The sequence below is a fragment of the Longimicrobiaceae bacterium genome (assembly GCA_035936415.1).
Lineage (GTDB): Bacteria > Gemmatimonadota > Gemmatimonadetes > Longimicrobiales > Longimicrobiaceae > JAFAYN01.
The window spans coordinates 1-26,009 of record DASYWD010000582.1; the positions used below are offsets into that span (position 1 = coordinate 1).

Sequence of the window (26,009 nt, forward strand, 5' to 3'; positions counted from 1 at the left end):
AGAGTGTGGAGGCGAGAGCCGACGCGCTGCAATGCTCCGAGGCGATCGTCTTCATACAGCAAACCCTCCGATGGATGTGACCCATCGGAGGGTTTGTTGCTTCAACTCCCGGACCTCAATCTCCGGGATGACTCATGCTTCTGCTTCCGGTCCTTCCTCCGCGGCTACGCCGCCGGCCTCCGCGTCCGGCGAGCGCGCGGAACGAGCCCGGGGTCTCGGGGCGGGCCGTGCGGCCTCAGGTACGGTCCTGCTGGACCGGGACGCCGATCCTGCGCGCCAGGCTCCGGAACCGCGGGTCCGCGTGCAGCCTCCGGAACCGCGGCTCCCATCCCAGGTTCACCAGGAAGCTGGACCGTTCCGCGAAGGCCCGCTCCAGCCAGCGAAGCGCTTCCTCGTCGTCCCGGAGGCCCGCGTACACCGCGGCGAGGTCGTAGGCGGAGACGTAGCCGGTCCGGGAGCGCCGGAGCAGCTCGGCGAGGATGGTCCGGGCCATCGGCTCCTCGCCCGCGACCGCGTGCGCGTGCGCCTGGGCGGCGAGCGCGAACGAGCTGCCGCCCGAGTGCGAGACCGCGTCCTTGAAGGCGGCGATCGCCTCCGGGTACTTCCCCTCCTGCTCGTACGCCCAGCCCAGGATGAGCTCCGGCCAGAAGGACTCCGGCTGGATCCGGAGCGCCCGGAGCGATTCCGTGGCCGCATGCCCGGACTGTCCGTCCGCCAGGCCGTGCCACCCGGAGCACGCGATCATCGCTGCGTTGAACGGATCCAGCTCCGCCGCCCGGGCGCTCTCCCGGGCCGACTCCTCGGTCCGTCCGCGCGCGAGCAGCTGGTGCGCGTACATGTGCCGGAGGTAGGCGTTGCTCGGGTTCAGCGCGAGGGCCCGCCGGAAGTGCTTCTCCGCCTCGGTCCAGTTCCAGTCGTGGTGCAGGAGCACGATCCCCAGCGCGCCATGGGCCTCCGCCGACCTTTCGTCCCGGGCCAGGGCCTGCAGCGCGGCCCTCCGCGCCCCTCCGAACGCGGAGTCCGGCGGCAGCGCCGCGAAGAACCCCGCCAGCGCCAGCCGGTCCGCCAGCGTCGCGTACGCGGGTGCGAACTCCGGGTCGAGCGCGATCGCCTGCTGGAGCGCCTGGATGCTCCGCGAGCCCCCGGTCTGGCGGCCACGGAGGTACGACTCGTACGCGGCGGTGCCGACCGGGCCGGCGGCCCCTCCGCGCAGATCGCCCGAGCGCGCCGTCGAGCGGACCCCGATCTGCCCCGCTACCGCCCGGGCGACCCTGCCCTGGAGCGCGAAGATGTCCCGGATGTCGCCCTGGTGGCTCTCCGCCCAAACGTGCTCGTCGGAAGAGGCGCGGATCAGCTGCGCCGTGATCCTCACCCGGTCTCCATCTCGGAACACGGAGCCCTCCACGATCAGGTCCGCGTTCAGCTCCCGGGCGATCTCGGGGAGCTTCCGGCTGCCGGGATCCTTGTACGGCATTACGGAGGTGCGGGAGATCACCCGCAGGCCGTCCTCGCGCGCCAGCTCGGCGATGAGCGCCTCCGTCATGGCGTCGGCGAAGTGCTCCTGGCCCGGATCGCCCGTGTCGTTCTTGAGGGGGAGCACGGCGATCATCGGCGCCGGATGCTCCTCCTCGGCCGGCGGCCTCCCCCCGACCGGGAGCGGCGACAGGCTCGCGGCGAGAACCACGGCACCCGCCCCGAGCGCACCGGCCATCCACCCCCACCTCCGCCCCCGGCCATGCGGCCGAGGAGTCGCGTCCCCGGGCCGGGCGGGCGCGCCGTCCACCCATGCCGCCGGCGCGTCGGGGACGGACGCCCGGGCGGGAGCCGAGCTGGATCCGACCGGCTCCGCCTCGGCCGGAGCGGCCGCCTCCAGGGGAACGGCGGCTCGCGCGGGAGGCACCTCTCCGGCCCGGAGCCGATCGGCCAGGGCGGCGATCTCCGCACTGGGCTCCGCCCCGAGCTCCTCCCGCACGAGGACCTCGTGTATCCCCGCGTGCCGGATGGCTGCGGCAGGGTCGCCCGCGGCGGCCAGTGCGCTCATCAGCCGGAGCGCCACGCGCGAGCTGTAGGGGTCTTGCGCCGCGAGCTGCTGCCATCGCTGCGCCGCCGCGACGAAGTCGTCCCCCGCCTCGGCCTCGGCGGCGAGCGCCTCGAGGGTCCGGGCGTAGAGGCGCGCGAGGCGGTCCCGCTCGCCGTCGATCCAGCGCTCGAACTCCGGTGCATCCGAGAGGAAGAAGCCGTCCAGCAGAGGGCCCGCGTAGCACCGCACGGCGGTTTCCGGCTCTCCGCCCGAGAGCAGCGCCTCAAACTCCCACACGTCGCACGCGACCCGCTCCGCGTTCAGGCGCAGGTCGTCCCCCGGGGTGAGGACCAGCTCCTCGCCCCCTGCCTTCCGCACGTCGTAGAGCGCGGTTGCCAGCTGGTGACGGCCCCGCTCGGCGTCGTGCTCCGGCCAGAGGAGCGCTACGAGCTTGTCCCGGCTCATCGTGCGAGACGGCACCGTCCCGAGGAGCGCGAGGAGCGCCAGCCGCTTCCGGTGTGCCGCCCGCCCGGCGAGCGGTTGATCGTCGACGTGGGCCTGGAGGCCGCCGAACAGGCGGAGGGAGAGCATGCGGGGGGCTCCTGCGGCGGGAACGGCGCGAGATACCGGGAAGATATCGAGCGAAGACGGCGAAGATACCGCGCCTCCCCAATGTTAGCGCACCACTCGACGGGCTACAAGCACGATCGCTTGGCAGAGCCCCACGACCACCCCGATTCCATAGAGGGACCCATGAAGCGCACGACCATCCCCGCACTCTCCATCGGTCTGCTCACGCTGCTCGCGGCGGGATGCACGGACGAGACCGCTGCGCCCACCGCGATCGCGAACGAGGCCAGGGGAGTCGGGGAGCACGGAGGGGGGATCCCCGGCTCCATCGTCTTCGTCAGCGAGCGCGACGCCTTCCCCGGTGAGATGGGTGAAATCTACGCGATGAACGCGGATGGGAGCAGTGTCACGCGGCTCACCTTCGCACTGCCTGCAGATGACGCCTGGCCCGCCTGGTCGCCCAACGGCAAACGCATCGTCTTCGCCAGCGACCGGTCCGGCGACCGGGAGATCTGGGCCATGAACTCCGATGGGACGGAGCTCGTCCGCCTCACCCACAGCGCCGGCCCGGATGCGGGGGGCGTCTACTCCCCGAACGGGAAGCAGATCGCCTTCCACAGCCGGCGCGACGGCAACTTCGAGCTGTACGTCATGGACGCCGACGGCGAGAACCCCACCCGGCTCACCGACCACCCGGGAAGCGACCTGTGGCCGGACTGGTCCCCCAACGGGAAGCAGATCGCCTTTCAGCGCGGATTCCAGGGGAACGAGGACATCTACGTCCTCGACCTGAGGACCGGGGAGGAGCGCCGGCTCACCGACCATCGGGCCCCGGATCGGATGCCGGTCTTTTCTCCCAACGGGAAGCAGATCGTCTTCATGAGCGGGCGTGAGGGGTACTGCTCGATCTTCGTCATGGACGCGACAGGAGAAAACCTCGTCAACCTCACACCGAAGCCGGCCGGCGTTCCGGCGGGGAGCTGGTGCAACTTCTGGCCGTCCTGGTCCAGGAACGGGCAGCAGATCTACTTCGCCTCCGAGCGTCCGGGCACGGCCGACGTGGACGTGTTCGTGATGAACGCCGACGGAACGGGGGTGAGGCAGCTTACGAATGCCCCAGGGTGGGACTACGCGCCCGTAGCTCGGTAGTCGGAGCGGTCGCCGCGGGAATTCGTCGGGCATGACCGGGTGCACTCAGGTGCACCCGGCAGGACGCATGGCGGGAGGGCGATGTCTCCGCCCTCCCGCCATGCCGCACCCTGGGACCCCTCACCACGCCCGGACGGCACCCGCGGATGCCGCCGCACCGGCCGGTACTCCGACACCGGCGAGGTACGCGGCCACCAGCTCCAGCTCCTCGGCGAACACGCGACCCAGCAGCCGGCGCACGATGCGCTCCTCGATCCACCCCACGGGCCCCCACCGGCGCGGCATCACCGTGGAGATCGTCACCAGGGACGCCGTGCCCCCGGGCTCCGGGAGCACGCGGAAGGAGGTCACCATCCGCTCCGCCGGGTAGCTCTCCACGAGCAGGCGACCGGGCTCGGGCTCGGTCACGACCCCGCGTATGGTCCGGGTGCGCCCGGCGAACCGCCCGTGCACGAGAACGATCGTCCCGGCGCCGTACCCTCCCTGCTCCACGCTCATGCCGACGAAGAAGCTCGGCGGGACGATGCGCGGGTGCGCTTCACGATAGTCGGCGAACACACCGTAGACGGCCTCGGCCGGGGCCGCGATCCTGTGGGTCACCGCGACCTCGAACGTGCGTGCGGCCCCCTGGGCGGCAGGGGTATGGGTAGCGCTCATCGGCGATGTCTCTCCTGTCCTGGTTGGCTTCCCGATCTCGGACCGGTGTTCTCGCCGGGAAATCCGCGAGAAAGCCGGCGCCCGGGCCGAGCCCGGTGTCGGCACTTCTGCCGTCTCCTGCTCTGACCGCCTGCCCGGTGGCCGCCGACCGCCAAGGCGGACCAGTACACGTCGAAGTGCCACATACGATCCTCCTGTCCTTTCTGGAAGACCCACGATGGGCCTTGGCTTCCTACGGGTGCCGATCCGCCGTCCGACTCCGGGCGGCCCAGCCCGCCAGAGCGCAGGATAGTGCCAGCTCGTCGCGAAGGCATCGGTCAAACGACCTACGGCAACGCTGCGCTCCGGATTCCGCCACGCGGCGTCGGGCGCGCGCCTTGCGGCAGCCCAGGACCTGCACGCCTCCGGTCCATCCTTCGCACAGGGAGCCTCCCGTGATCCAGCCCCTCGCCGCTGCCGCACTCCTGGTGCTCGCCTCCGCGGCCGCGCTTCGCGCCCAGCAGCCGGATCCCGAGACGGCCGGCTTTCTGCTCATGCGCGGCGTGGACACGGTCAGCGTGGAGCGGTTCAGCCGCACGGGTGGCGTGCTCGAGGGCCGCATTCTGGCACGCAAGAGAGTCCCGATCACGTACCGCGCCGTGGTGGATGCCGGCGCCACGATCGATCGTCTCGAGCTGCAGGTGCTTCAACCCGGCGCGCCCGAGGAGGCGCCTCCCAGGCAGCGGCTCGTCGCGCTCTTCCGCGGCGACAGCATCTTCACGCAGGCTTTCAGCGGCGACTCGTCCAAAGCGGAGCGTCTGGGTACGCGGTCAGGAGCGCTCCCGTACCACCCGCAGCTTCCCATGCTGTCGCTGCTGGAGCAGGTCGTTCGCCGTGCCCGCGTGCTCGGAGGCGAGCGCGTCCAGGTCCCGGTGTTCCTGATGAGCAGCGGAGCACAGACGGTCCTGGCGACCGTCGAGTTTCGTGGAGCGGACTCGGCCCGAGTCGAGATCGGCAGCATCGACGCCCGCCTGGCCGTGGACCGTGAGGGGCGCATCCTAGGGGGGGTGGCGCAGGGCGAGCAGGTCATCGAGCGGGTGGCGGTGCTTCCGGGCCGCGTGTTCGCGACGCAGCCGGCCGACTACTCTGCGCCGGCAGGCGCGCCGTACACCGCGGAGGAGGTGAGGATCGAGACCGCGGCCGGACACACGCTGGTGGGAACGCTGACGATCCCGAAGAATGCAACCGGGCGCGTCCCGGCCGTCGTCACGATCACGGGCTCGAGCCGGCAGGATCGTGACCACAACACGCCGTACGGCGGCCCGTACCGCATCTTCCGCCAGGTGGCCGACACGCTCGGCCGACGCGGCATTGCCGTTCTCCGGATGGACGACCGGGGCGTCGGGCAGTCCACGGGCGACTTCGAATCGGCGACCACCGCCGACCGGGCCGACGACATTCGCGCGGGACTCGCATACCTGCGCGGCCGGCAGGATATAGACGGCCGGCGGCTCGGCCTGGTGGGGCTGAGCGAGGGCGGGGCGATCGCCCCGATGATCGCGGCCACCGATCCGGCGCTCGACGGCATCGTCCTGCTGGCGGCACCCGCGAGCACCGGGCGGCAGATCCTGGAGTACCAGGGCCGATACAACATCGAGCAGAAGGAGGCGATCCGCCCCGAGCAGCGCGACTCCGTGTACCGGTCGGAGCTCGCGAAGGTGGAGGCACGGCTACACGAGGAGCCCTGGCTCCGCTTCTTCCTCTCATACGATCCGCTCCAGACCGCGCGGCGTGTGCGGCAGGTGCCCGTGCTCATCCTCCATGGCACCACCGACCGGAACGTCCCGCCTGCGGATGCTCAGAGGCTGGCGGAGGCCTTCCGCCGGGCCGGCAACAGGGACGTGACCGTGCGGATGTTCGAGGACATGAACCACATCTTCCTGCGCGACCCGGACGGGAACCCCAGCAAGTACGAGTCGCTGCCGTCCTTCGAGGTGGCTCCGGAGGTGCTCGGCACCATCGCGGACTGGACGGCCGCTCACCTGAAGCGGTAGTGACGCCGCCCAGGCGGAACCCTAACGGTCTGCTCCTCGGTGCAGCGCATCATCGCCGCTCACCGGGCGGGATCCACCAGCGGCCGACCGTCAGGAGATCGCTGCGGGCATCCGCCTCGACCCCCTGCAGCCGGGTGCGGAGCGCGACCAGGCGCTCGGGATAGTAAAGCAGCGTAAATGGTGACTGGTGAACGATCAGGCGCTGGTACTCCCGCCAGAGTGGCCGTGCCGCCTCCCGATCCGGGATAACCGGCAGCGTATCCAGGAGCCAGTCGGCGCGCGGATGAGAGAAGCCCGTCCACTGGTAGACGCTACGGTCTGCGAAGCGAGAATGGAGGATCTGCGAGTCGTCCTTCCGGAACTCGTCGTAGAAGTGCAGCGCCACGGCCTCGAAGTCGCGGGTGCGAGCGCCATCCCGGTCCAGGCGGCCCTCGCCCTGGCCGACCAGCGTGTTGAACTCAAGCAACCGGGGCTGCGCGTCGATGCCGATCCGTCTCAGCTGCGCCTGGACGATCTCGACCACCTCCTTCCACGTATCATCCCCCTGAATGGTCTTCAACGTGAAGCGGAAGGGCCGGCCCTGCTCGTCCTCGAGGATCCCGTCGCCGTCCCGGTCGTGCCACCCTGCTCCTGCCAGCAGGCGCCTGGCTTCCGCGGTGTCGTAGGGGAGCAGGGTCTCGGGATCGTCGGCGGCGAAGGACCAGTGCGCGGGTGTGACCGTCGAGCGGCCGATCATGCCGTACCCGTACAGGGCGGCATCGACCAGGGCCTGGCGGTCGATCGCCAGCGTGAGAGCCCGCCGCTCTTCGGGGCTGTCGAACATCGGCAGGCGCCCGTTCCAGGCGATGTAGTCCCACTTGTTGTGGGGATAGGCGATCAGGCGAACGCCGGGCGTTTGCGCGAGCCGGTCCGCTTCCGACGGCTTCGCACCGAGCCATACGTCGACGGCGCCGGTCAGGATCTCGGTCACCAGTGCAGTCTGCGCGGGGATCACACGGAAGATCAGCCGGTCCAGGTACGGCCGTCCGCCGAGTGCCGCGGGAAAGTCGGGGTTGGCCTCGAAGACCCATTCCTGGCCGGGAACTCGACGGACGAAGCGGAAGGGACCGTTCCCGACGGGTTGCGTTCCGAAAGGATGGTTGCGGATCTGCTCGGGCGCCACGTCGGCCAGCAGGTGCTTCGGTACGGGTGGGTTCCAGTACCAGCCCTCCATGAAGTCCGCGTGCCGGCGGAGCCGGAACCGTACGGTGTGCAGGTCCACCAGCTCTCCCTTCGGCGCGTACAGAGCGAAGGTGTGAGCACCCGCGTAGGCGGTCCGGGGATCGACCAGGCGCTCATAGGAAAAGAGCACATCCTCCGCCGTTACGGGCACTCCGTCGTGCCACTTCACGTCCTTCCGGAGATGGAACGTCAGCTGCAGCGTATCCGGTGCAACGCGGACCGTGTCCCACCGCTCCGCCAGCCAGGGGACCGGCGCGAAGTTCTCGTCGTACCGGATCAGCGGGGCGAACAGAAGATCGCGCTTCATCATTCCCGCCTCGCCGCCCATGTCGCCGGTGAGTACGTTCAGGGCCTGCGGCTCGAGGGAGAGAGCGACTACCGCGGTGCCGCCGTAGCGCTGGGCCTCTTCGACCTGGTCCGGTGCGGCGCCCGCCCCCGGCTCCGCGTCGCCCCCGCCACATGCGGCGACCAGGACCACGAGCATGCACATGCCACGCGGTCGCATGATCATGATGCGCTCCTCCTGCTGGTACGCCGTTGGGCGGGTGGAATCCACCAGCGTGGCACCGTGGCGAGGAAGCCGCGGCCGTCCATCTCCACATCCTGCAGCCGTTCGCGGACAGACCACAGCGACTCAGGATAGTAGAGCACGGTGTAGGGCTGCTCCCGGGCGAGCAGTCGCTGGTACTCCCTCCAGAGCGGGAGCGCCGCCGCCCGGTCCAGCGTAACCCGCAGGCTGTCCATCAGCGAGTCGGCTCGCGGGTTCGAGAAGCCGGTCTCGTTCATCGATGACCGGCTGTGCAGGTACGGCGAGTCATCCTTGGAGAACGGCCCATCGACCCAGCCGAGGATCACGGCCTGGTAGTCCCGTATGCGCTCGCCGCGCGCATCGATTCGCCCCTCCAGCTGTTGGATCAGCGTCTTCAGCTCGACCTCCCGGACGACGACGTCCACGCCGATCCGCCGCAGCTGCGCCTGAGACACGACCGCGGCCTCGCGCGACTGCTCGTACCCGGACGGGAACTTCAGGACGAATCGAAACGGCTGTCCCGCCGTGTTCTCGCGAATACCATCGCCATCACGGTCGTACCAGCCGGCCTCTCCCAGCAGCCGCCCCGCACGCGCAGGATCATGAGGGAGAGTCAGCGTGGGGTCGTCGGCGTCATACGCCCAATGGGCCGGTGTCACGGTAGAGCCACCGGGTTCGGCAGGGCCGCCCGCAACGGCGTGGGCGATTGCCTTTCGATCCAGCCCGAGTGCGAGCGCCTGACGTACTCGCGTATCCCGGAAGAGCGGCAGCCGCAGGTTCCAGCCGATGTAGCTCCACTCCCCCTCAGGGAAGTCGTGCAGGCGCAGCTCAGGTGCTCCGGCGACCTCCGCCCTGCGGGCGGGCGGGATCGCGGACACGTCGGCGGCGCCGGTGAGCACGTCCGTGAGCCGCCCCGTTCCGTCGGGCACGACGCGGAACACGAGACGGTCCAGATAGGGCCGGCCGCCGAGCGCGGGCGGATGAAGGGGATTCGCCTCGAAGATCCATTCCTGCCCCGAAACACGGCGCACGAAACGGAATGGGCCGTTGCCCACGACGCGCTCGGCGCCGAACGGGTGCTGGCGCATCGCCTCTGGCGGAACGGCCTGGAGCAGGTGCTTGGGGGCGGGCGGCCGCGTCATCCAGAAACTCAGGAAATCCGGCGACGCGCGCACCCGGAAGCGTACGGTGAACGAATCCAGCTTTTCGGCGACCGGGCTGTAGAGACGAAGCATGGCGGCATGCGGAGAGGCGGTTTTCGGCTCCTTGGTCCTCACGAAGGTGAAAAGTACGTCGTCTGCGGTCGTGGGCGCGCCATCGTGCCAGCGGACGTCGCGCCGCAGGCGGAAGGTGAGCTGGAGCGTGTCCGGCGCCACCCGCACGGTATCCCACTGTTCCGCCAGCCCCGGCAGCGGGCGGAACTGGCGATCGTAGCGCAGCACCGGCGTGTACAGCACGAACTGGTGAAGCTGCAGGTTCGGCCGCAGGTCGGCCGTCAGCGGATTCAGCGGCTGGAAGTCCTGGGCGAGCAGCACAACCGCGGTCCCGCCGTAGCGCTCGGCCTCGGGGATCTCGCCGTCCGCCGCGTCGGGGCCACCGCGCGAGTCGGCGGGCACGCAGGCGGCGAGGAGCAGGAGCGCGAGGAGGCCGCCGCGGGCCGTGACCGATCCGGGAAGGGGCACGCGGGGGGCGGCGGGTGTCGTCATGGGCTCTTCTGGCGTGGTGGCTCCCTGCCGGGCGCCGGGAGTCCGGGTGCGTGGCGGCGGCGCGGCGATCACCTGCCGTGGTGCCGGGCGATCTCCTCCGGAGTGAGGCGAAGGAAGCGCGCGGCGTTGTTGTAGAAGATGTCGCGCTTCTGCCCGTGCGTGAGGAACGGCGCCTCCTCGATGGAGCGGACCGCCGCGTCGATCAGCCCGGGCCAGACCATCTGGTCCGACCCGAACATGATGCGGTCGCCGTACCCGGCGTCCACCAGCTCCTGCAGGTAGCGATAGAAGGCTGGTCGCGGCTCCACGTTGACGAGCATGCTCACCTCCACGTACAGCTGCGGGTGGGAGAACAGCATGGCCCGCAGGTCGTCCAGCATGGGATAGCCCGCGTGCATGACGTAGACACGCAGCCGGGGATGACGGATGAGCACCTCCTCCAGCGTCAGCGCGCTCTGCAGCCGGGTGCGGTACGCACGGTTGCCGAAGTAGAACTCGCCGGGCCCTCCGGGGCCGATGTGGATCCCCACCGGCAGGTCCAGCTCCTCCGCCAGCGCCCAGTACGGCTCCATCCGCGGGTCGTCCGGGGCGATTCCCCCGTACTGGTTCAGCACCTCGCCCAGGACGGCCAGGTCACCGCGGCGGTGCAGCGCGCGGATGGAGTCGGGCGAGACCGGACGGTATGAAGCGCCATCCGGGGCCGCGGTCGCAGTGCCGGTGGCGCGGTCCAGTCGGAAGTCCAGCCCCGGGATGAAGCGGCCAGGAGCAGCGGCGCGCCACGCCTTCACCAGCTCGGGCGCCCCGCCGAGGACACCAATGATGTTGTGGCGCTCCATCGCCGCGAGCGTCTCGCCCAGGACCGCGGCATCCGTCGCCGCGGGGAGCACCTCCCGGCAGGAGGTGGAGCCTCGCAGTCCCTCCTCGATCGGATGGGCGGGGTCCCAGAAGGGCATGGCCACGACGGGCGCGCAGAGTGGCCCTGGATTCGGGCCATAGTGGCGTGCCAGGCGCGCGTGCATGTGCATATCGAGGATCGGGAGTCGCTCCTGCGCCTCCGGGGCGGTGCCCGGCTGCTCAGGTGGAGAGACACCGCCGCTGGCGCAGGCGGAGAGCAGCAGCACCGAGCACAGAAACACGAGTGAGCGCGCCGTTGAGATCATCATGGTGTGTGTCGCCGCTGAACGGCATGCCAGGCGAAGAAAACGGCAATCCCGAGCCGTCGCGCGGTGCATCCCGGGCGTGGAGCCCGGCGCTTGATATGCGGATCGCCGCGGTGAATTCGGCCGACCGGGGCAGCCCGGAGGAGTGACGAGCGGAGGAGCGGTGTCCCGGCACTCGGGCGGCGCAGGGGAACCGCTCACGCCTGAGGACGAGCGCGGATGCGCCTGCTGGAGCTGCATGCCGCGTGGTCCTCAGGCGGTGGGGGCAGGCGCGGGACCCGCCCCTGTCGCAGCGCTCGGCTGCTCCAGTGCGCCGCCCCGTCCGGCGGCAGCCGGTATGGCCGGCCGCCGGCCGAGGATGGTCGCCACCGCCATGTGAGCCGTTACGTTGGCGGCGGTGATGATGGTGTCCGGCAGAGCCATGATCGCGATCAGCAGGCCGATGCCCTGGGGCGGCAGCCCGACGGCGAGGAACGCGGGAACCGCGACCATCATCCCCGCTCCGCCCGGGAGCCCGACGCCGGCCATGCTCATCACGACGGCGATCCCGGCTACGGTTGCCACCTGGAAGGGGGTAAGGTCGATCCCGTAGAGCCGGGCGATGAAGAGAGCTCCCAGAATCTGCCAGACGGGGCCGGTGATGCGGAAGAGCGAGACCCCGAGGGGAAGCACGAACCCCGCGATCCGGGGAGAGATGTCGAGCCGCGTCACCGCTCCCTCGATCATCGCCGGCAGCGAGGCGAGGGAGGATTGCGTACTGAAGGCCACCGCCTGCGCGGGGGCGGCCGCGCGAGCGAAGCGCGGCAGAGGCACGCCGCCGAGCGCCGCTGCCACGGGGTAGAGGACGAACAGGGTGGCGAGGGCGAATCCCGACAGCACGAGGACGTAGTAGGCGATGGCGCCGACGGCGGAGAGCCCCATCTGCAGCCCGAGCGGAAGCGCCAGCCCGAAGACCCCGATGGGAGCGAGCACCAGGATCCAGCGCACCAGCACCAGCATCACCTCGGCGACCGAGCGGAAGAATCCAACGAGCAGTTCCCGCGATGCTGGAGCGGCATGCAGGGCGGCGAAGCCGAAGAGAATCGTGAAGACAAGCAGGGGAAGCATCGCGCCTGCGGCCGCCGCCGCGATGGGGTTGGTGGGGACGAGCCCGGTGATCCACTGGCTGGGCCGGGGGAGTACCGCCGGCCCTTCGCTCGTCATGGAAACGTCCTGACGCAGCGATGCCGCCGTGGCCGGGTCGATGCTCAACCAGGAGAACAGGGGAGGAGCGGCCAGTGCCGTGAACGCGGCGGCTGCCGTGAGCAGTACCAGAAAAAGCACGAGCGCCTTCGCCCCGAGCCGCCCCATCGCCTGCGCCTGTGTAGCCGAGGCGATGCCGGTGACGAGGAGCGAGACGACCAGCGGGATCACCGTCATCTGCAGCGCGCTCACCCAGAGGGTGCCCAGGGGCTCGACGGCAGACGCGATGGCAAAGAGCGAGGGCCGGTCGATGACCGAGAGCAGAATGCCTCCGCCAAGGCCGGCGGCGAGCGCGAGGAGGATCCGCGAGGTCAGTGACATGGGCATTTACCTCCGAAGCTGTGGTCGGGCGCTGGCGCCCCGGAGCGCCGCAGCTCGCCCCCGGGGCCCCGCCGGGTGGCGCGACGGGCCGACGCCTGAGCGACCCGCCGTTCGCCCGGCGCTCCGCTCATCCGGTCAGCAGGCGGAACAGCGCCACCCCGCCCCAGATGCCGACGCCGACCGCCAGCAGCTGGAGCGCGAGCCAGTAGGCGCCCCGGGCCGTCATGGCGGCGCTCCCGCGTCCAGCACCCGCGCCTTCGCCACGCGGTACTCCTCGTCGCTGAGCGCGCCCGACGCATGCAGCGCCGCGAGGCGCTCCAGCGCGGAGACGACCTGGGCGCCCCGCGGCGCGTCCGGCGGCGGCGTCGGCCGCCGGATCTCGGGTTCGGGGGGCGGCCGCGCACCGCGGAAGCTCGTGAAGCGGCGTACCTGCGGACCCGCGGCCATCGCCAGCGGTGCGCCCGCCATGGCGATGAAGGCGACCCCGGGGATCAGCCAACCCCAGACCGGCCCGCCGCCGCCCGGGGGGCGGAAGGCGAACTCGAGGAAGTTCCAGCCGAGCGAGAGGAAGAGCGCCGGCCACGCGAGCACATCCAGGTTCGGGATGCCGCGGGAGGTCGTCTGCCAGATGTAGATCCCCAGGCACACGATCCCCGCCCAGAACCCGCCGACCACCGCGGCCGGCACGCCCCGGGGGCACGGCCGCGCGATGACGTACGGCGAGGCACCCTCCGCGCACGCGCCGCCGATCTCCATCACGGCACGCATGCCCAGGAAGAGGAACGTCATCCCGCAGGCGACGCCCGCGAGGGAGAGGAAGACCCACGCGCTGGCCGCGAGGGGGAGCGCGTCGTCGTCGGTCCGGTCGGTCATGGACACGAAACGGTGGGGGGAGGTGGGGGGCGGGGTTGCCCGCCCCGCCCGCGGCCGTAGACTTCCGGCCGCACCGTGCGGTGCTGGCGGCGCCGTGAGGGGCCGCGGCATCTCGGGGGGCCACTCATTCGGTGGGCTGTGCGGCTGAAAGTCGGGATGGACCGTCAGCGGACGCTCAGCTGCCGGATCATCCCGTGCTCGATGTGCGACCGCCCATCCGGCGCCTGGAACGTGTACTCGGCGGCTGTGAGGGAGACCACGTTGGGTGCGGCGGCGGCCGTATCGGCCGGAACCGCTTCGTCCCCGGCCGTACAGGCCGGGAGGAGCGCGACACCGGTGATCAGCAGCATGGAGCGGGCAGACATGGCGGCCCTCAGCGTGAAAGTCATAAATGGTCACGCCGAGTTGCGTGACGGCGGAGATGAAGTCGCCCCGGGAGGCCGGCGGTCAGCGGGTTCATGGGCTGGCAGTCCTGCGCGTGCTCCACACGCGCACCAGGAGGAGCAGCGCCGGGGACGCCGCAGTGGAGCGGGCCGTCATCGGGCGGCGGCCACGGCCACCAGCGCCCGGACCAGCCGGTCCAGCTCCGCGGGCGAGGTGTAGACGTTCGGGCTCACGCGGATTCCGCGGATCTCGGGGGTCCGCGCGTTGCCCGACATTGCCTGGACCAGGATCCCGTGGCGCTCGAGAAGCCGCGCCTCGAGCGCCTTGGACTCGACGCCCGGCAACTCCACCGTGCAGAGCCCGAGGCCCATCGCCGCCCCGTCCGTGGTGTAGAAGCGCGCCTCCGGGAGGGTGGCCGCCGCTCTCGTTCGCCAGTACGAGGTCAGGTACCGCAGCCGCTCGGCCTTGCGGGCCGCGCCCAGGGTGCGATGGATCGCCAGCGCCGGAAGCGCCGCGGGCGCGACGTACTCCGGGGACGTCCCGATCCACTCGAATCGAGACATCCCGGCCGTCTCCGGTGGCGAGGGGATGAGGGGCCAGACCTTCGCCGCGTGCTCGGGGCGCATCCAGAGGACGCCTGTGCCCACAGGCACGCCGAGCCACTTGTGCGCGCTGGCGCCGTAGTAGTCGCAGTCGAGCGCGGCGACCGGCTCCTCCAGCAGGCCGAGCGACTGGGCGCCGTCCACCACCACCTCCGCTCCGACCGCGTGGGCGGCGGCGGCGATGCGCCGCACCGGGAGGAGCTGGCCCGTCAGGTTGCTGGGATGCGTCAGCAGCACGAGCTTCGTCCGCGGCCCGATGGCCGCCTCATACATCTCGGCGAGTCGCTCCAGCGAGGGCGCGGGAACCGGCGGGCGGAGCATCCGCAGCACCACGCCGTCCCGGGCGCGCCGCTGCTCCAGGGCGTCGAGCATGGCGTAGTAGTCGTGCGCGGAGCAGACGACCTCGTCTCCGGCGCGCAGGGGGACGCCCAGGAGCACGGTGTCCAGCGCCTCGGTGGCGTTGCGCACCAGCGCGATCTGCTTCCCGGGCGCTCCCATGGCCTCGGCGAGGGCCGCGCGCACGGTGGTGTCCGTCACCTCGGGCCACAGGCGCGCCAGCCAATGCGCCGGCAGCGACTGGACCTCCCGCGCCAGGCGGACGAGGTCCGCCATCGCCTCCCGCGGGGCGGGGTTCGTCCAGCCGTGGTCGAGGTTCACCACCGCGGGATCGAGGGCGAACGCCTCGCGCACACGGGCCCAGAACGGCTCATCCTCGGCGAGCCGTGCGGGGTCGGCGGCGGCGCCGAGCGCCAGGAGGTCGGCGTCCAGCGTGTCGAGGAGCGTCGACATGCGCGCAAGCCGGTCGGCGAGCAGCGGCGCGGGCGCGACTGCCAGGGCACCCAGTGCGCCGGCAGTGCGGGTCAGGAAGTTGCGGCGGTGGATCATGGCGGGCTCTTGGAAGAAGGAGCGGGAGATGGCGCGCTCCCGTGAGCGACCATTGCCGGGCGACGCTCGGCGGAAGTCCTCAGCCGAGTGGCATCACGACCGCAGGGGCGAGGTGCGGATTGTCGAAGCGGACCACCTCGCCCGCCCGCTTCGCTGGCGCCGGGAAGAGGCGAGCGGAGAGGGGCTTCTGATATCACGTGGCGAGCGCGGCCACGTCGACGATGGTCGCGGCGAGATCCGCGACCGGCGCGCACCCGGCACGGGGACCACATCGATACCGTAGAAGGCTCAGGGCCGGAAGAGCGCCGAATGCCCGAAGGCCTCCCCCGTCTCGCCGTGCGGCCAACTCTCCCGGCGGAAGCTCACGCCTAAGCTTCCGTCCCCGGAGCGGAAGGACTCGTCCCAGGAGAGCCGCCCGGTGGCCGGGTCGATGCGCGCCATCAGCATCCGGTGCTCGCCCCCGTTCTCCTCCGCCCCCACGATCAGCCGGTCCGAGCCGGGATCCTTCGCGAGCCAGTGAGGGCGGAAGGTCGTGTCGGACCGCAGGCGCGACACCTCCACGGGGCGCGTGGGATCCGTGATGTCGAGCGAGATAAGCTTGTGACCGTATGCCACGGTCATGACCCAGAAGCGACCGACCACCGCGGGGACGCCGCACCCGCTGCCGTCCGACTCCGGGATGGTGTAGACGTTCTCGATCTCAGGCTCGGGCGTCTCCATCCCCGTCACGCGGTAGAACCCGCACCCGTAGCTGTTGAGGAGCACCGAGCCGTCCGGCATCACACGCGGCTCGAAGGGGAGCCAGTGCCCGAAGCGCATCGTCTCCCCACTCGGGAGGCGCGCCGGCGGCACGCGCAGCGTGCGGAGGAGCGCGAGGTCGGAGAGCCGCCACACCTGGACCACGTGGGCGCTGTGGGCCTCCATCATGCGCGCGCCCGTGGTCAGGAGGCGGTCGGTCTCCGGGAGCACGGCGAACGCGTAGGTCCGGATCGGCTCCGAGATACTCGAGTCCGCTGCGCTCGAGGTGCGGAGCAGCCGCCCCTCAGGGTCGACTTCCGCCAGCCCGCCGTGCCCGCCCGGCAGGGTGGTGTCACCAGGCAGGGGACTGGGGCCCTCGCTCCGGAGGAACCCGACGAGCACGTTCCCGTTCGGCAGCCGGACGAAGTCGTGCGGGTAGCGGAACGGGGCAGGCGGCGAGAGCGTCCGCACCAGGCGCGGGCGGGCCGCATCGTCGGTGTCGAAGAGCAGGACCTGCTCGCGGTGGTGGGCGTTCGCGAACAGGAGCGTGCCCGGCGGCGGGAGCTCGTATTCCAGGTGGTGGGGCATGGAGCCGCGCATCCCGACCGGCTCCGTCGCGACGACGTCGCCGTAGGTGGGGCTCTCGGGCCGCACGTCCACCACCGCCAGGAAGTCGGAGTGCTGCTCGTCGCGGTCGCCCGCCCACACGTACAGGTATCGCGCGGGGGCCGCCCTGGAGATCACCCTGCTCGCCGACGCCCGGGGATCCCCAGCGGACGCCGCCGGCGAGGCGATCGGCGAGGACGCTCCGCCCGCTCCCGCGCACCCGGCGCCAAACGCCGCGCCCAGCGCCCCGGTCAGCAGCAGTACGAGCCTCCATCGCGCGTTGCCCCTCGTGATGCTCCGGTGACCCGGGGGGAACGGACGCGCCGTCCCCTGCCGCGGATCGGAGCGGGTACGGGAGCCGGGGCTCACGGCCGCACCCGCAGGACCTGCCGGATCGTGCCCTGCTCCGATCGCACGGCGAGCACGGCGTCCATCTCCCGCGCCGGCGTCCACTCGAAGTCGTAGGTCTCGCCCACGCCGAAGCGCCGGAAGCGGGACGCCACCTCCCCCCGCAGCGCGAACGGCAGGTCGGCGCCGTCCTTGGCGAGCGGCCGCCAGACGAGCGGCACCGAATCCGCGCGCAGCGTCACCTCCGCGGCCGACGCGTGGAGAATGTTGACGAAGCGCAGCCGGTACCGTGTCCCGACGCGCAGATCGAGGGGAAGCGGCTCGGGACGGCCGTTGAGCGCCGTCACCCCGACGCGCGGGTCCGGGGGCGGACCCGCCGGGACGCCGCCCCCGGACCCCTCCGGCTCCGCGCGCCGCGCGACGCTCCCGAGGACGAAGAGCAGGTCCGTAGCCGGGTCGTGCCGCTCGCCCGGCTCCAGGACGAGGAGCGGGCCGTACATCCCGGCGCCGAGCTGCTGGCCCTCGTCCATGTGCGTGTGGTAGATGTAGGTCCCGGCGCGCGGCGGCGTGATCGTGACGGCGAAGGAGTCGCCCGGCGCCAGGAGGGGCGCCATGCTCGATCCGCTGCCGCTCCACCCCGAGACGCCGTCGAACACGCTCTCCAGCTCCATCCCGTGCCAGTGGACGGTGGTCGGCTCCCGGAGGCGGTTGATCACCGTGATCATCGCCGGCTCGCCGCGGGTGAGCAGCAGTGTCGAGCCGGGGACCTCCACCGAGTCCGGCCGCGGCTCTGCGCCGCGCTGGAGGACGTAGCCGCGCCGCGCCATCGCCCCGCTGTCCGCGGGCGCCTGCTGCGCAAAGAGCCGCAGGCGGCGCGCGGGCGCCGGAGCCGCGGATGCGTGGGCGCCACCATCCGTCGTCGTGATCCCCAGCACCAGCCCCGCCATCGCTTCGAGCGGGTGGCGCGCCACGTCGTGCGAGTCGTGGCCGCGGGCGCTGTCGGCGCGCGCCGGGTAGGGGGTGATGTGCGGGATCATATGGCAGTGCATCAGCCACTTCCCCGCGCGCGTCGGCACCCACTCCATGCGGAAGGTGCTCCCCGCGACCATGAACTCCGTCACCGCGAGGCGGGCGGTGCTCGCGGTGTACGTGGTATCGCGCGCGCCGTCCCCCTTGGCCAGCACCCGGAAGTGGAAGCCGTGCAGGTGCATGGGGTGGAGGAGATAGGTGCCGTTGAGCCACCGCCAGCGGATCGTGTCGCCCACCGGGTACTCCAGCCGCTCCGTGTGCGGCCAGGAGCGGCCGTTGATCGCCAGCTCCCAGATGTCCTCCTTCGCGGGGTTCCGGACCGAGTCGGGGTAGAGGTCGATCACCGTCATCACGAAGATCCGCTCCTCCGGATCGGGGCGCGTCCCTCGCGGGTCGACGACGATCGCGCCCGTGAGCTGGGAGTCGCGCCGCGAGCGGTGATGGATGGAATCGCCCGTGGTGCTCCCCCAGTAGAGGTAGGTGCCTGGCGCGCCCGCCCGGTAGCGCACGCTGCGGGTGGAGCCGGGCTCGACGTGCAGCGTGTCGTCCGCCACGGCCCCGGCGCGCAGCCCGTGCACCACGAGCGTCGAGTCGGGGAAGGCGTTGCGCACCCGCACCTCGATCTCCGTCCCCTCCTCCGCCCGCAGGAGCGGGCCTGGGATCCGCGGCGGGCCTCCGCTCTCCGAGAAGGCCTGCACCGTCACGGCGGTGTCCACCCCCGGGTCGGGGCGCCACCGCGCGGGCCCGGCGATCAGCTGCAGCTCCAGCACGTCGCCACGCCGCCGTCCCGCGGGCGTGCGGTTGTCGTTGGGGACGACCGGCGCGGGGGCGACACGCGCGAGCGAGGGCGCGGGTGCGGCGCTCTGCGCACTCGCGCCCGGGATGGCGCCCGCGGCGGCGAGGAACGCGGCAGCGGCATGGTTCCGGAGGATCTGCATCGGGGTGCGCGGGCGGGTCATGGGCGAGCCGCGTCCCGCACGCGGACGTGCACGGGGACGTGCCAGCCGGAAAGCTGCGTCTTCACCTCCAGGCGCAGCCCTCCGGGCTGGGCCGGCGTGATCTCGAAGTCCGCGGTCTCGCCGGGGCCGGTGAGCAGGTGCGCGGGTCCGGGGGTGGAGTGGGCCGGCGGGAGGTCCGCTCCGTCCTTGGCGACGGGGCGCCAGGGCGCGAACGCGCTGTCGGTCACGAGCGAGAACATCACCCGCCAGTCGTTGGTGATGTTGACGAGGCGGATGCGGTGGGTCTCGCCGGCACGCATCTCCAGCGCGGGCGGCGTGGCGCTCCCGTTGACCAGTCCCGGGCTGTCGACGGTGGGCCCCGCCTGGCCGACGACGAGCACGTGGTCCGTCCGGGGGTCGAACTCCTCCCCCGGCTCCAGCACGAGCATCGCCCCGTAGAGCCCCGAACTGATCTGCCCCAGCTCGTTCTGGTGCGGATGGTAGATGAAGGTGCCGGCGCGCGGAGGCGTGAAGACGGCCGTGAAGGAGTCGCCCGGCGCGATCGGCGGAAGCAGACTGCCCGGCGAGCCGCTCCACCCGGGAACGCCGTCGGGGAAGCTCTCCAGCTCCATCCCGTGCCAGTGCACGCTGCTGGGCTCCGCCAGCCGGTTCACCACCGTGATCGCCACCGGTTCGTCCCGTCGGAGGAGGAGCAGAGGGCCGGGGATCTGAATGGAATCGGGCGCCGGCTCTCGATCGCCGTGGAGGACGTACCCCATGCCCGGTGCGTCGCCGTAGCGCCCGGGTGTGGATTGGACCAGCAGCCTCAGCTTCCGCGGGTCGCGCCGCGGAGCTGCCGACGCCGCGGAGCCGGGACGGGGACGCACGTGCAGCCCCAGCACCAGCCCGGCCATCCGGTGGTCGTCGTGGTCGTCCGCGTGGGCGGCGGCGTGGGGCACGCGGGGGAGCGACACCCCGGCCGACATGTGGAAGGGGAAGTGGCAGTGGAAGAGCCAGTTCCCCTCCCGCTCGGGGACCCAGGTCAGGGCGGCGGTGCCTCCCGGGAGCATCAGCTCGGTGACGGCCAGCCTGCGCGCCTCGGGCCGGTACACGGTGTCGGCCGCCCACGCGCCGCGGCTGTCCACGCGGAAATAGAAGCCGTGCAGGTGCATCGGGTGAGAGCTCCAGGTCGGGTTGACCCACCGCCAGCGCAGGGTGTCTCCGACCGTGGGGGAGAAGCGCTCGGTATGGGGCCATCCCTTCCCGTTGATCGTCATCACCTCTCGCGTCTCCGGGCCCTCGCCCGCAGGGTCGAGCCATGCGCCGAGCACGAAGACGCGGTCGTCGGCGCGCGCGCCGGCCGGATCCACCACGAAGGCGCCGGAGAGCTGGCTGTCCACGCCGGCCCGCTCCTCCATCCCGGTGCCGGTGGTCGAGCCCCAGTAGAAGTAGGTTCCCGGCTCCCCGGCCGGGAAGCGCAGCTCACGGGTCGCGCCCGGCGCGACATGCACCGTGTCTTCCGGCGACCCCGGTCGGGTATGCAGCCCGTGAAGGACCAGCGGCGCGGCGAGCCGGTTGTGAACGCGGGCACGGATCGTGGTGCCCTGCGGCACCCGGATCAGCGGCCCTGGGACCCGTGCCGGCTTTCCTGCCTCCCCGAACGTCTGCACCTCCAAGTACGGCCCGTCCTCCGCCTCCGGGTACCACCGCGCCCGGCGCGCCTCCAGCCGTACGGTCAACACCCCGTCCCGCAGCGAGCCGGCGGCGGCCGTGTTCGGGTTGGCGATGGCGCGCCCGACGGACTGCCCTGCGGCAGGGGCGCCCAGGCACACGAGAGCCGCGGCGACGAGAAATGGTCGGGACGGGATGAACACGAGGCTCCTTCGGGCAGGACGGGAGGGGCGAGAGGTCCCACACTGGTCTATACGCGCAGAACCGTCCAGGAACACGACATCGACACCCCCTCGACGGTTGCAGATCGCCGCCGGCGAGTACATCTTCCATGGAACCCACGCCGGAGAGTGTACTCCCCCTCTGCTCTCTGCTCCCCGCCCATGGCCTCCCTCGACTCCGCACCAGGCTCCTCCGCCCGGCCCAGCTTCGACCCTACGGCGCTGGACCATCTCTTCCCCACCGTGTATGCGGAGCTGCACCGCCTGGCGCAGCGTTACCTGCGGCACGAGCGGATCGACCACACCCTGAACACTACGGCGCTGGTCCACGAGGCCTACCTTCGGCTCTCGGAGCAGACGCGCGCCGGCATCTCCGACCGACACCACCTACTCGCTCTGGCCGTCCGGGCGATGCGCCGCGTGCTCGTGGATCATGCGCGGAAGCACCACACCGCCAAGCGCGGTGGCGGACGGCGGCAGGTGCGCCTGGAGGACACCGCGATCGTCGTCGAGGAACGGGCGGAGACGCTGATCTCCCTGGACGAGGCGCTGGAGCGGCTCGAGGCTCTCGATCCCAGGCTCTGCCGGGTGGTGGAGTGCCGCTTCTTCAGCGGGCTCACCGAGGCCGAGACGGCCGACGTTCTGCAGGTAACCACCCGCACGATCCAGAGGGACTGGGCGAAGGCCAGGGCCTGGCTGTACCGGGAGCTCGATGGCTGAGCCCCGCGGAGCGGCGATGGACGCGCGGACCCGCTGGGCCCGGGTTGCGGAGGTGCTCGACGCCGTGCTCGAGGCGCCCGCGGAGCGACGCGGGCTCCTGCTGGACGAGCAGTGCGGCGCCGACTCCGCGCTGCGCGCGGAGGTGGAGGCGCTGCTCTCGTCGCTCGACCGCGGCGACGGCTTCCTGGACGACGCGGCGGTGAGCTACCTGGCGCCGCTGCTGGAGGGGGGCGGCCCGGACGAAGCGCGCGGAGCAGAGACGGGCCGACGGATCGGGTCCTTCCGCGTCGTCCGCGAGATCGGGCGCGGGGGCATGGGCGCGGTGTTCCTCGCGGAGCGGGAGGACCCGGAGCTCCGGCAGCGGGTCGCCATCAAGCTCCTGCACGAGGGGGCACGTTCGGGCCAGGCGCTGCAGCGCTTCGTGGAGGAGCGGCGTATCCTCGCCTCGCTCGACCACCCGGACATCGCCCGTCTCGTCGACGGCGGCCTCACGGACGCGGGCGTCCCCTGGTTCGCGATGGAGTACGTGGAGGGCGTGCCGCTGGACCGGTACTGCGACGCCCGAGGGCTCGGCGTGGAGGAACGGATCGCCCTCTTCTGCAGGGTGTGCGACACGGTCCAGTTCGCGCATCGCAACCTGGTCGTGCACCGCGACCTCAAGCCCTCCAACATCCTGGTCACCGAGGAGGGCCAGCCGAAGCTGCTCGACTTCGGCATCGCGAAGCTCCTCGGCGATCCGACCGGCAGCGAAGAGTTGACCGGGCCCGGTCACCGGCTGATGACGCGGGGGTACGCCAGCCCCGAGCAGCTGCGAGGGGAGCGCATCTCCACCTCCAGCGACGTCTACGCGCTGGGCGTGGTGCTGTACCTTCTCCTCACCGGCAAGCATCCACACCACCGGGGCGGCGAGGCGATCGAGGTCTCGCGAGCATCGGTGGAGCACCAGCCGGAGCCGCCCTCCCGGTGTGTGGCCCGCGCGGCCGCGACGGACCCGCAGCGAGCCGCCCTGGCGCGCCGGCTCCGTGGCGACCTCGACGCCGTCGTGCTCAAGGCGATGTGCCCCTCGCCCGACGAGCGGTACCCGAGCGCGGATCGGCTGGCCACCGACCTGCGGCGCCACCTGCGCGGACTCCCCGTGAGTGCACGAGCGGATACCCGATGGTACCGGGTGCGCACCTTTGTGCGACGCAACCGGGTCAGCGTGGCACTGACCGGAGCGGCCGCCACGCTCCTCCTCGGGTTCAGCGCTCTGACCGCCGTGCAGGCGGGACGGATCGCCACCGAGCGTGACCGAGCGCAGCAGGTGGAGGCGTTCCTCCTCGGGCTCCTGTACGACGCGGATCCGCACCGGGCCGACGGCCAGGCGATGACCGTGCGGGAGCTGCTCGACAACGGTACTTCCCAGCTCCGCGCCGGAGCGCCGGAGGCGCCGGAGGCGCGCTCGCGCCTCTTCTTCGCGCTGGGGAAGGCCTATCACGGCCTGGGCGAGTACGACCGGGCGATCGAGCTGCTGGATTCGAGCTACGTACTGCTCCGCGGACTGCGTGGTGAGACGCACCCCGAGGCCATATCGGTCGCCAACCAGCTGGCCGACGTGCTGCGGTTCGCGGGGCGCTACGACGCGGCCCGTGAGCTGTACGGGGTCATCCTCGCCGCGCGCCGGGCGGAGCACGGCGACCAGAGCACCGAGGTGGCACGCTCGCTCAACGGCCTGGCGATGGTGCTCCGCATGCAGGGCCGCTACGACGAGGCGGAGAGGCTGCTGCGCGAGGCGCTCGCCATCGACCGGAGCCGCGTCGCCGTCGAGCCCGCCGCGCTGACGCAGTCGCTGAACAACCTGGGCCACGTCATGCGCGAGCGCGGCGAACTGGCGGCCGCGGAGGCGCTCCACCGGGAGTCGCTCGCGGCGCGCAGGGCGCTCTGGGGCCCGGAGCACTTCGAGGTGAGCGTCAGCCTCAGCAACCTGGCCGGGGTGCTTCGCGACCGTGGTGACTACGCGGCGGCGGACTCGGTCTTCCGCCAGGCGCTGGAGCTCCGCCGCCGGCTGGTCGGCGAACAGCACCCGGACGTGGCCATGGACCGGGCGGGCTATGCGCGGCTGCTGCACCTTCGCGGCGAGACCGCGGCCGCCGAGTCGCTGTACCGGCAGGCGCTCGGGGTCCAGCGCCGCGCGTTGCCGCAAGGACACCCGTTCACCGCCACGACTCTGCTCGGGCTGGGTCGGCTCCTGGTAGACGCGGGGCGACCTGCCGAAGCGGAGCCCCTGTTGAGGGAAGCCCTGGACATCCGGGAGCGAGTGCTGCCCAGGGAGCACTCGCAGGTCGACGAAGCGAGAGACGCCCTCGCTGGCTGCCTGGCCGCGCTGAGGAAGGCCGCCGGGGGAGGCGCCGCGGTACGGTAGCTCGCGTTCTCATCGCGCCCAGGGCGGCGCCCGCCTGCATCGCCAGCCGCGGCTGCGCCCGGCTCTGCTCCGAAAAGAAACGAAGGCCCGGCAAGCGTAAGTGCTTGCTGGGCCCTTGTTTGCTCTAGCCGGGACGGCGGTTGAACCGGGACCCGACGGCGCCGAATCTGCCGGTACGGCAGCGGGTCAGCATCATCATAGTAGCTTCGGTGGGCGGATCGCCGCAGCGCCGACGAGAGCATGGGTATCCGCGCGAGATGCGCCAGAGCTTTCCGCCGACGCTCTATCACGTCAACGCTGGCACGCGCAGAGCGCCTCACCGGCGCGCGGGAGGGGCCGTGCGCACGACGATCACCCCGTTCGCGCCGCCGGCGTACGCGTGCGAGTGGACCCCGCTGAGGAACTCGATGCTCTGGACCGTCTCGGCCGGGATCTGCCGCAGCACGTCCAGGTTGAGCATGCGCGCCCCGTCCACCACCAGGAGGGGCTCGCTGGACGAGGCGGTGCCGTGGATCGTCCGGTAGCTGCTCGCGCTGAGCTGGCCGGCGCCCCCGATCCCGGTCCGCAGAGGCCCGCCCCCGCGCTCGAGGAGCTGCCAGGCCGTGCGCGCACCGCTGCGCCGGATCTCCTCGCCGGAGATCACATGGCCCCTCGACGGCTGCAGCGCGTCGCGGGCGGGAGCGACGGCGCAGGACGCCAGGAAGCCGGCACAGAGGAGGACGTGGAGGGACTGATGCGACGGCGACATAGGAACCTCGCGCGCTGGGGGAGGGTGGAGGAGGAGCGGACGGCTCGGGTAGACCGCCTGCTCTCCAATGTTGGACGCAGGCACGCGTGAAATGGTTTCAATCCTGCTCCACCCTTGCCGCGGATTCGATGGCCAGCCGTTCCCGACGGCGGCCGCGAGCCGGTCCATTGCCTCGAGCAGACCTCCCGCCTCGGTGACGCAGCTCACGGCCCGCAGGTCTTCGGGGGCGCAGAGCGCGGCCGAGCGCAGGTGCAGCAGCTCCGCGGGGCCACACCAGGACCTGCCACTTTGGGGAGGTGGAACAGCCAGGTAAACAGAGGCGAGGCCAGGTTCTGCACCGAGCGCCTGGCTGGCTTAAATGGGGGATCCTGGTGTGGCGCAAACTTCACGGGCGGTGTGTAGCGCCCGCCGGTCCGGTACGTTGATCGGGGCCTTGATGCGGGAGGAACTGGACCCATGGTCTTGGATTGCAGAAAGGCCCTGCATCGGTTTACGATGCAGGGCCTTCGCTTGTGACAGTCGGGACGGCGGGATTTGAACCCGCGACCCCCTGAACCCCATTCAGGTACGCTACCGGGCTGCGCCACGTCCCGAGCCTTCTCCCCGATCCCGGCGGACGAGCGAGCCCGTCCAATCAGGGAGAAGAAAATTAACCCCCCTCCTGCCTCCCGTCAACCCTGCGCGGCCCCAAAAAGCGAGAGCGGGCAAGTGAGCGCCGCTGGGATCTTACCAATAACCCAGCGACTTCGGCCCGCTCTCGAGCAGTGGCGACGAGACCATTTCCGGCCTGCATGCCCGCACCGCGAAGCTAGCGGACGCCCGCCTCCGGATCAACACTCCCTCCCTGCAGACGGTGCGACGGCCGATCCGCTCCCCAGCCAGCTCTCGTAGATCGCCGTCTGCAGCGGGGTCGGGTCCTTTACCCTCCGCAGCACCCCCCGGACGGGCGGGGCGCGCTCCAGCCGGACCGGGATCCTCAGCAGCTCGTCGCGGCGGAACACCGCGACCTCCACCACCTCGCCCTCCTCCCGCTCCATGATCCGCACGGGGAGGTCGCGCGCGCTGGTGCGCAGCCCGTCCAGCGCCAGGATCTCGTCGCCCGCGTTCAGTCCGGCGCGGTGCGCGGGGCTCCCCGTGGCCACGCTCCCCACGAGCGTGCGGCCCGCCTCCTCCTTCGTGCGGATCCCCAGCGACAGCGGGGGCGGGGGCGCCGCGCTCCCGGCCGCCTGCGGGGGAG

18 protein-coding genes and 1 tRNA gene are annotated in these 26,009 nt (G+C 71.6%); 4 read left to right on the forward strand and 15 right to left on the reverse strand.

The window, feature by feature from the left end:
- Positions 1 to 235 precede the first annotated feature (235 nt).
- Complete coding sequence (locus VGR37_23285; protein HEV2150343.1) at positions 236 to 2,611, reverse strand: BTAD domain-containing putative transcriptional regulator; 2,376 nt, start codon at positions 2,609 to 2,611, stop codon at positions 236 to 238.
- A 162-nt stretch (positions 2,612 to 2,773) separates the two neighbouring features.
- Here VGR37_23285 and VGR37_23290 point away from each other — a divergent pair, with 162 nt between their 5' ends.
- The gene (locus VGR37_23290; GenBank protein ID HEV2150344.1) at positions 2,774 to 3,739 is read left to right on the forward strand and encodes a DPP IV N-terminal domain-containing protein; all 966 of its coding nucleotides are present in this window, start codon (positions 2,774 to 2,776) and stop codon (positions 3,737 to 3,739) included.
- A gap of 120 nt (positions 3,740 to 3,859) precedes the next feature.
- On the opposite strand, the gene VGR37_23295 is transcribed toward VGR37_23290, so the two are convergent.
- On the reverse strand, positions 3,860 to 4,396 hold the full coding sequence (locus VGR37_23295; protein HEV2150345.1) for an SRPBCC family protein: 537 nt from the start codon (positions 4,394 to 4,396) through the stop codon (positions 3,860 to 3,862).
- Positions 4,397 to 4,830: 434 nt separating this feature from the next.
- On the opposite strand from VGR37_23295, the gene VGR37_23300 reads away from it, so the two are divergent.
- Entirely contained in the window at positions 4,831 to 6,429 is a 1,599-nt protein-coding gene (locus VGR37_23300; GenBank protein HEV2150346.1) for an alpha/beta fold hydrolase, read from the forward strand.
- 49 nt (positions 6,430 to 6,478) lie between these two features.
- On the opposite strand, the gene VGR37_23305 is transcribed toward VGR37_23300, so the two are convergent.
- From VGR37_23305 to VGR37_23350, 10 genes are all read right to left on the reverse strand, one after another.
- Positions 6,479 to 8,161, reverse strand: a complete 1,683-nt coding sequence (locus VGR37_23305; GenBank protein ID HEV2150347.1) for an ABC transporter substrate-binding protein — start codon at positions 8,159 to 8,161, stop codon at positions 6,479 to 6,481.
- Positions 8,158 to 9,885 carry an ABC transporter substrate-binding protein gene (locus tag VGR37_23310; GenBank protein HEV2150348.1) on the reverse strand — a complete coding sequence of 576 codons (1,728 nt, stop codon included), beginning with the start codon at positions 9,883 to 9,885 and terminating at the stop codon, positions 8,158 to 8,160. Before VGR37_23310 ends, VGR37_23305 begins: the two co-directional genes overlap by 4 nt.
- Before the next feature lie 68 nt (positions 9,886 to 9,953).
- Positions 9,954 to 11,285 (reverse strand): amidohydrolase family protein, encoded by a 1,332-nt coding sequence (locus VGR37_23315; protein HEV2150349.1) that lies wholly within the window; start codon positions 11,283 to 11,285, stop codon positions 9,954 to 9,956.
- 12 nt (positions 11,286 to 11,297) lie between these two features.
- Positions 11,298 to 12,608, reverse strand: coding sequence for a cation:dicarboxylase symporter family transporter (locus VGR37_23320; GenBank protein HEV2150350.1), 1,311 nt, complete (start codon positions 12,606 to 12,608; stop codon positions 11,298 to 11,300).
- A 222-nt stretch (positions 12,609 to 12,830) separates the two neighbouring features.
- Positions 12,831 to 13,481 carry an SHOCT domain-containing protein gene (locus tag VGR37_23325; GenBank protein ID HEV2150351.1) on the reverse strand — a complete coding sequence of 217 codons (651 nt, stop codon included), beginning with the start codon at positions 13,479 to 13,481 and terminating at the stop codon, positions 12,831 to 12,833.
- A 164-nt stretch (positions 13,482 to 13,645) separates the two neighbouring features.
- Entirely contained in the window at positions 13,646 to 13,846 is a 201-nt protein-coding gene (locus VGR37_23330; GenBank protein ID HEV2150352.1) for a hypothetical protein, read from the reverse strand.
- Between the two features lie 171 nt (positions 13,847 to 14,017).
- A complete protein-coding gene (locus VGR37_23335) occupies positions 14,018 to 15,352 on the reverse strand; it encodes an aminotransferase class V-fold PLP-dependent enzyme (GenBank protein HEV2150353.1) in 1,335 nt (444 codons plus the stop codon).
- A gap of 288 nt (positions 15,353 to 15,640) precedes the next feature.
- A complete protein-coding gene (locus VGR37_23340; protein HEV2150354.1) occupies positions 15,641 to 16,834 on the reverse strand; it encodes a hypothetical protein in 1,194 nt (397 codons plus the stop codon).
- A 227-nt stretch (positions 16,835 to 17,061) separates the two neighbouring features.
- On the reverse strand, positions 17,062 to 19,011 hold the full coding sequence (locus tag VGR37_23345; GenBank protein ID HEV2150355.1) for a multicopper oxidase domain-containing protein: 1,950 nt from the start codon (positions 19,009 to 19,011) through the stop codon (positions 17,062 to 17,064).
- A 17-nt stretch (positions 19,012 to 19,028) separates the two neighbouring features.
- Entirely contained in the window at positions 19,029 to 20,885 is a 1,857-nt protein-coding gene (locus VGR37_23350; protein ID HEV2150356.1) for a multicopper oxidase domain-containing protein, read from the reverse strand.
- A gap of 180 nt (positions 20,886 to 21,065) precedes the next feature.
- Here VGR37_23350 and VGR37_23355 point away from each other — a divergent pair, with 180 nt between their 5' ends.
- The gene (locus tag VGR37_23355; protein HEV2150357.1) at positions 21,066 to 21,623 is read left to right on the forward strand and encodes a sigma-70 family RNA polymerase sigma factor; all 558 of its coding nucleotides are present in this window, start codon (positions 21,066 to 21,068) and stop codon (positions 21,621 to 21,623) included.
- Entirely contained in the window at positions 21,616 to 24,024 is a 2,409-nt protein-coding gene (locus VGR37_23360; protein HEV2150358.1) for a serine/threonine-protein kinase, read from the forward strand. Before VGR37_23355 ends, VGR37_23360 begins: the two co-directional genes overlap by 8 nt.
- 316 nt (positions 24,025 to 24,340) lie before the next feature.
- Here VGR37_23360 and VGR37_23365 read toward each other — a convergent pair whose 3' ends face one another.
- The 3 genes from VGR37_23365 to VGR37_23375 form a co-directional block, all read right to left on the reverse strand.
- Positions 24,341 to 24,772: a TonB-dependent receptor plug domain-containing protein gene (locus VGR37_23365; protein ID HEV2150359.1), complete on the reverse strand. Its 432-nt coding sequence runs from the start codon at positions 24,770 to 24,772 to the stop codon at positions 24,341 to 24,343.
- Positions 24,773 to 25,291: 519 nt separating this feature from the next.
- Positions 25,292 to 25,365: transfer RNA gene (locus VGR37_23370), tRNA-Pro, on the reverse strand.
- Between the two features lie 237 nt (positions 25,366 to 25,602).
- Positions 25,603 to 26,009, reverse strand: a 407-nt coding sequence (locus tag VGR37_23375) for a PDZ domain-containing protein (GenBank protein HEV2150360.1), incomplete at its 5' end; no start/stop codon positions are given.

What these genes read in the sequence shown, in the direction of transcription:
- VGR37_23320 (HEV2150350.1), bottom strand. Translation starts at nt 12,608, where the DNA reads ATGTCACTGACCTCGCGGATCCTCCTCGCGCTCGCCGCCGGCCTTGGC.
- VGR37_23365 (HEV2150359.1), bottom strand. Translation starts at nt 24,772, where the DNA reads ATGTCGCCGTCGCATCAGTCCCTCCACGTCCTCCTCTGTGCCGGCTTC.
- VGR37_23330 (HEV2150352.1), bottom strand. Translation starts at nt 13,846, where the DNA reads ATGTCTGCCCGCTCCATGCTGCTGATCACCGGTGTCGCGCTCCTCCCG.
- VGR37_23360 (HEV2150358.1), top strand. Translation starts at nt 21,616, where the DNA reads ATGGCTGAGCCCCGCGGAGCGGCGATGGACGCGCGGACCCGCTGGGCC.
- VGR37_23290 (HEV2150344.1), top strand. Translation starts at nt 2,774, where the DNA reads ATGAAGCGCACGACCATCCCCGCACTCTCCATCGGTCTGCTCACGCTG.
- VGR37_23315 (HEV2150349.1), bottom strand. Translation starts at nt 11,285, where the DNA reads ATGCAGCTCCAGCAGGCGCATCCGCGCTCGTCCTCAGGCGTGAGCGGT.
- VGR37_23305 (HEV2150347.1), bottom strand. Translation starts at nt 8,161, where the DNA reads ATGATCATGCGACCGCGTGGCATGTGCATGCTCGTGGTCCTGGTCGCC.
- VGR37_23295 (HEV2150345.1), bottom strand. Translation starts at nt 4,396, where the DNA reads ATGAGCGCTACCCATACCCCTGCCGCCCAGGGGGCCGCACGCACGTTC.
- VGR37_23325 (HEV2150351.1), bottom strand. Translation starts at nt 13,481, where the DNA reads ATGACCGACCGGACCGACGACGACGCGCTCCCCCTCGCGGCCAGCGCG.
- VGR37_23335 (HEV2150353.1), bottom strand. Translation starts at nt 15,352, where the DNA reads ATGATCCACCGCCGCAACTTCCTGACCCGCACTGCCGGCGCACTGGGT.
- VGR37_23355 (HEV2150357.1), top strand. Translation starts at nt 21,066, where the DNA reads ATGGCCTCCCTCGACTCCGCACCAGGCTCCTCCGCCCGGCCCAGCTTC.
- VGR37_23285 (HEV2150343.1), bottom strand. Translation starts at nt 2,611, where the DNA reads ATGCTCTCCCTCCGCCTGTTCGGCGGCCTCCAGGCCCACGTCGACGAT.
- VGR37_23310 (HEV2150348.1), bottom strand. Translation starts at nt 9,885, where the DNA reads ATGACGACACCCGCCGCCCCCCGCGTGCCCCTTCCCGGATCGGTCACG.
- VGR37_23345 (HEV2150355.1), bottom strand. Translation starts at nt 19,011, where the DNA reads ATGCAGATCCTCCGGAACCATGCCGCTGCCGCGTTCCTCGCCGCCGCG.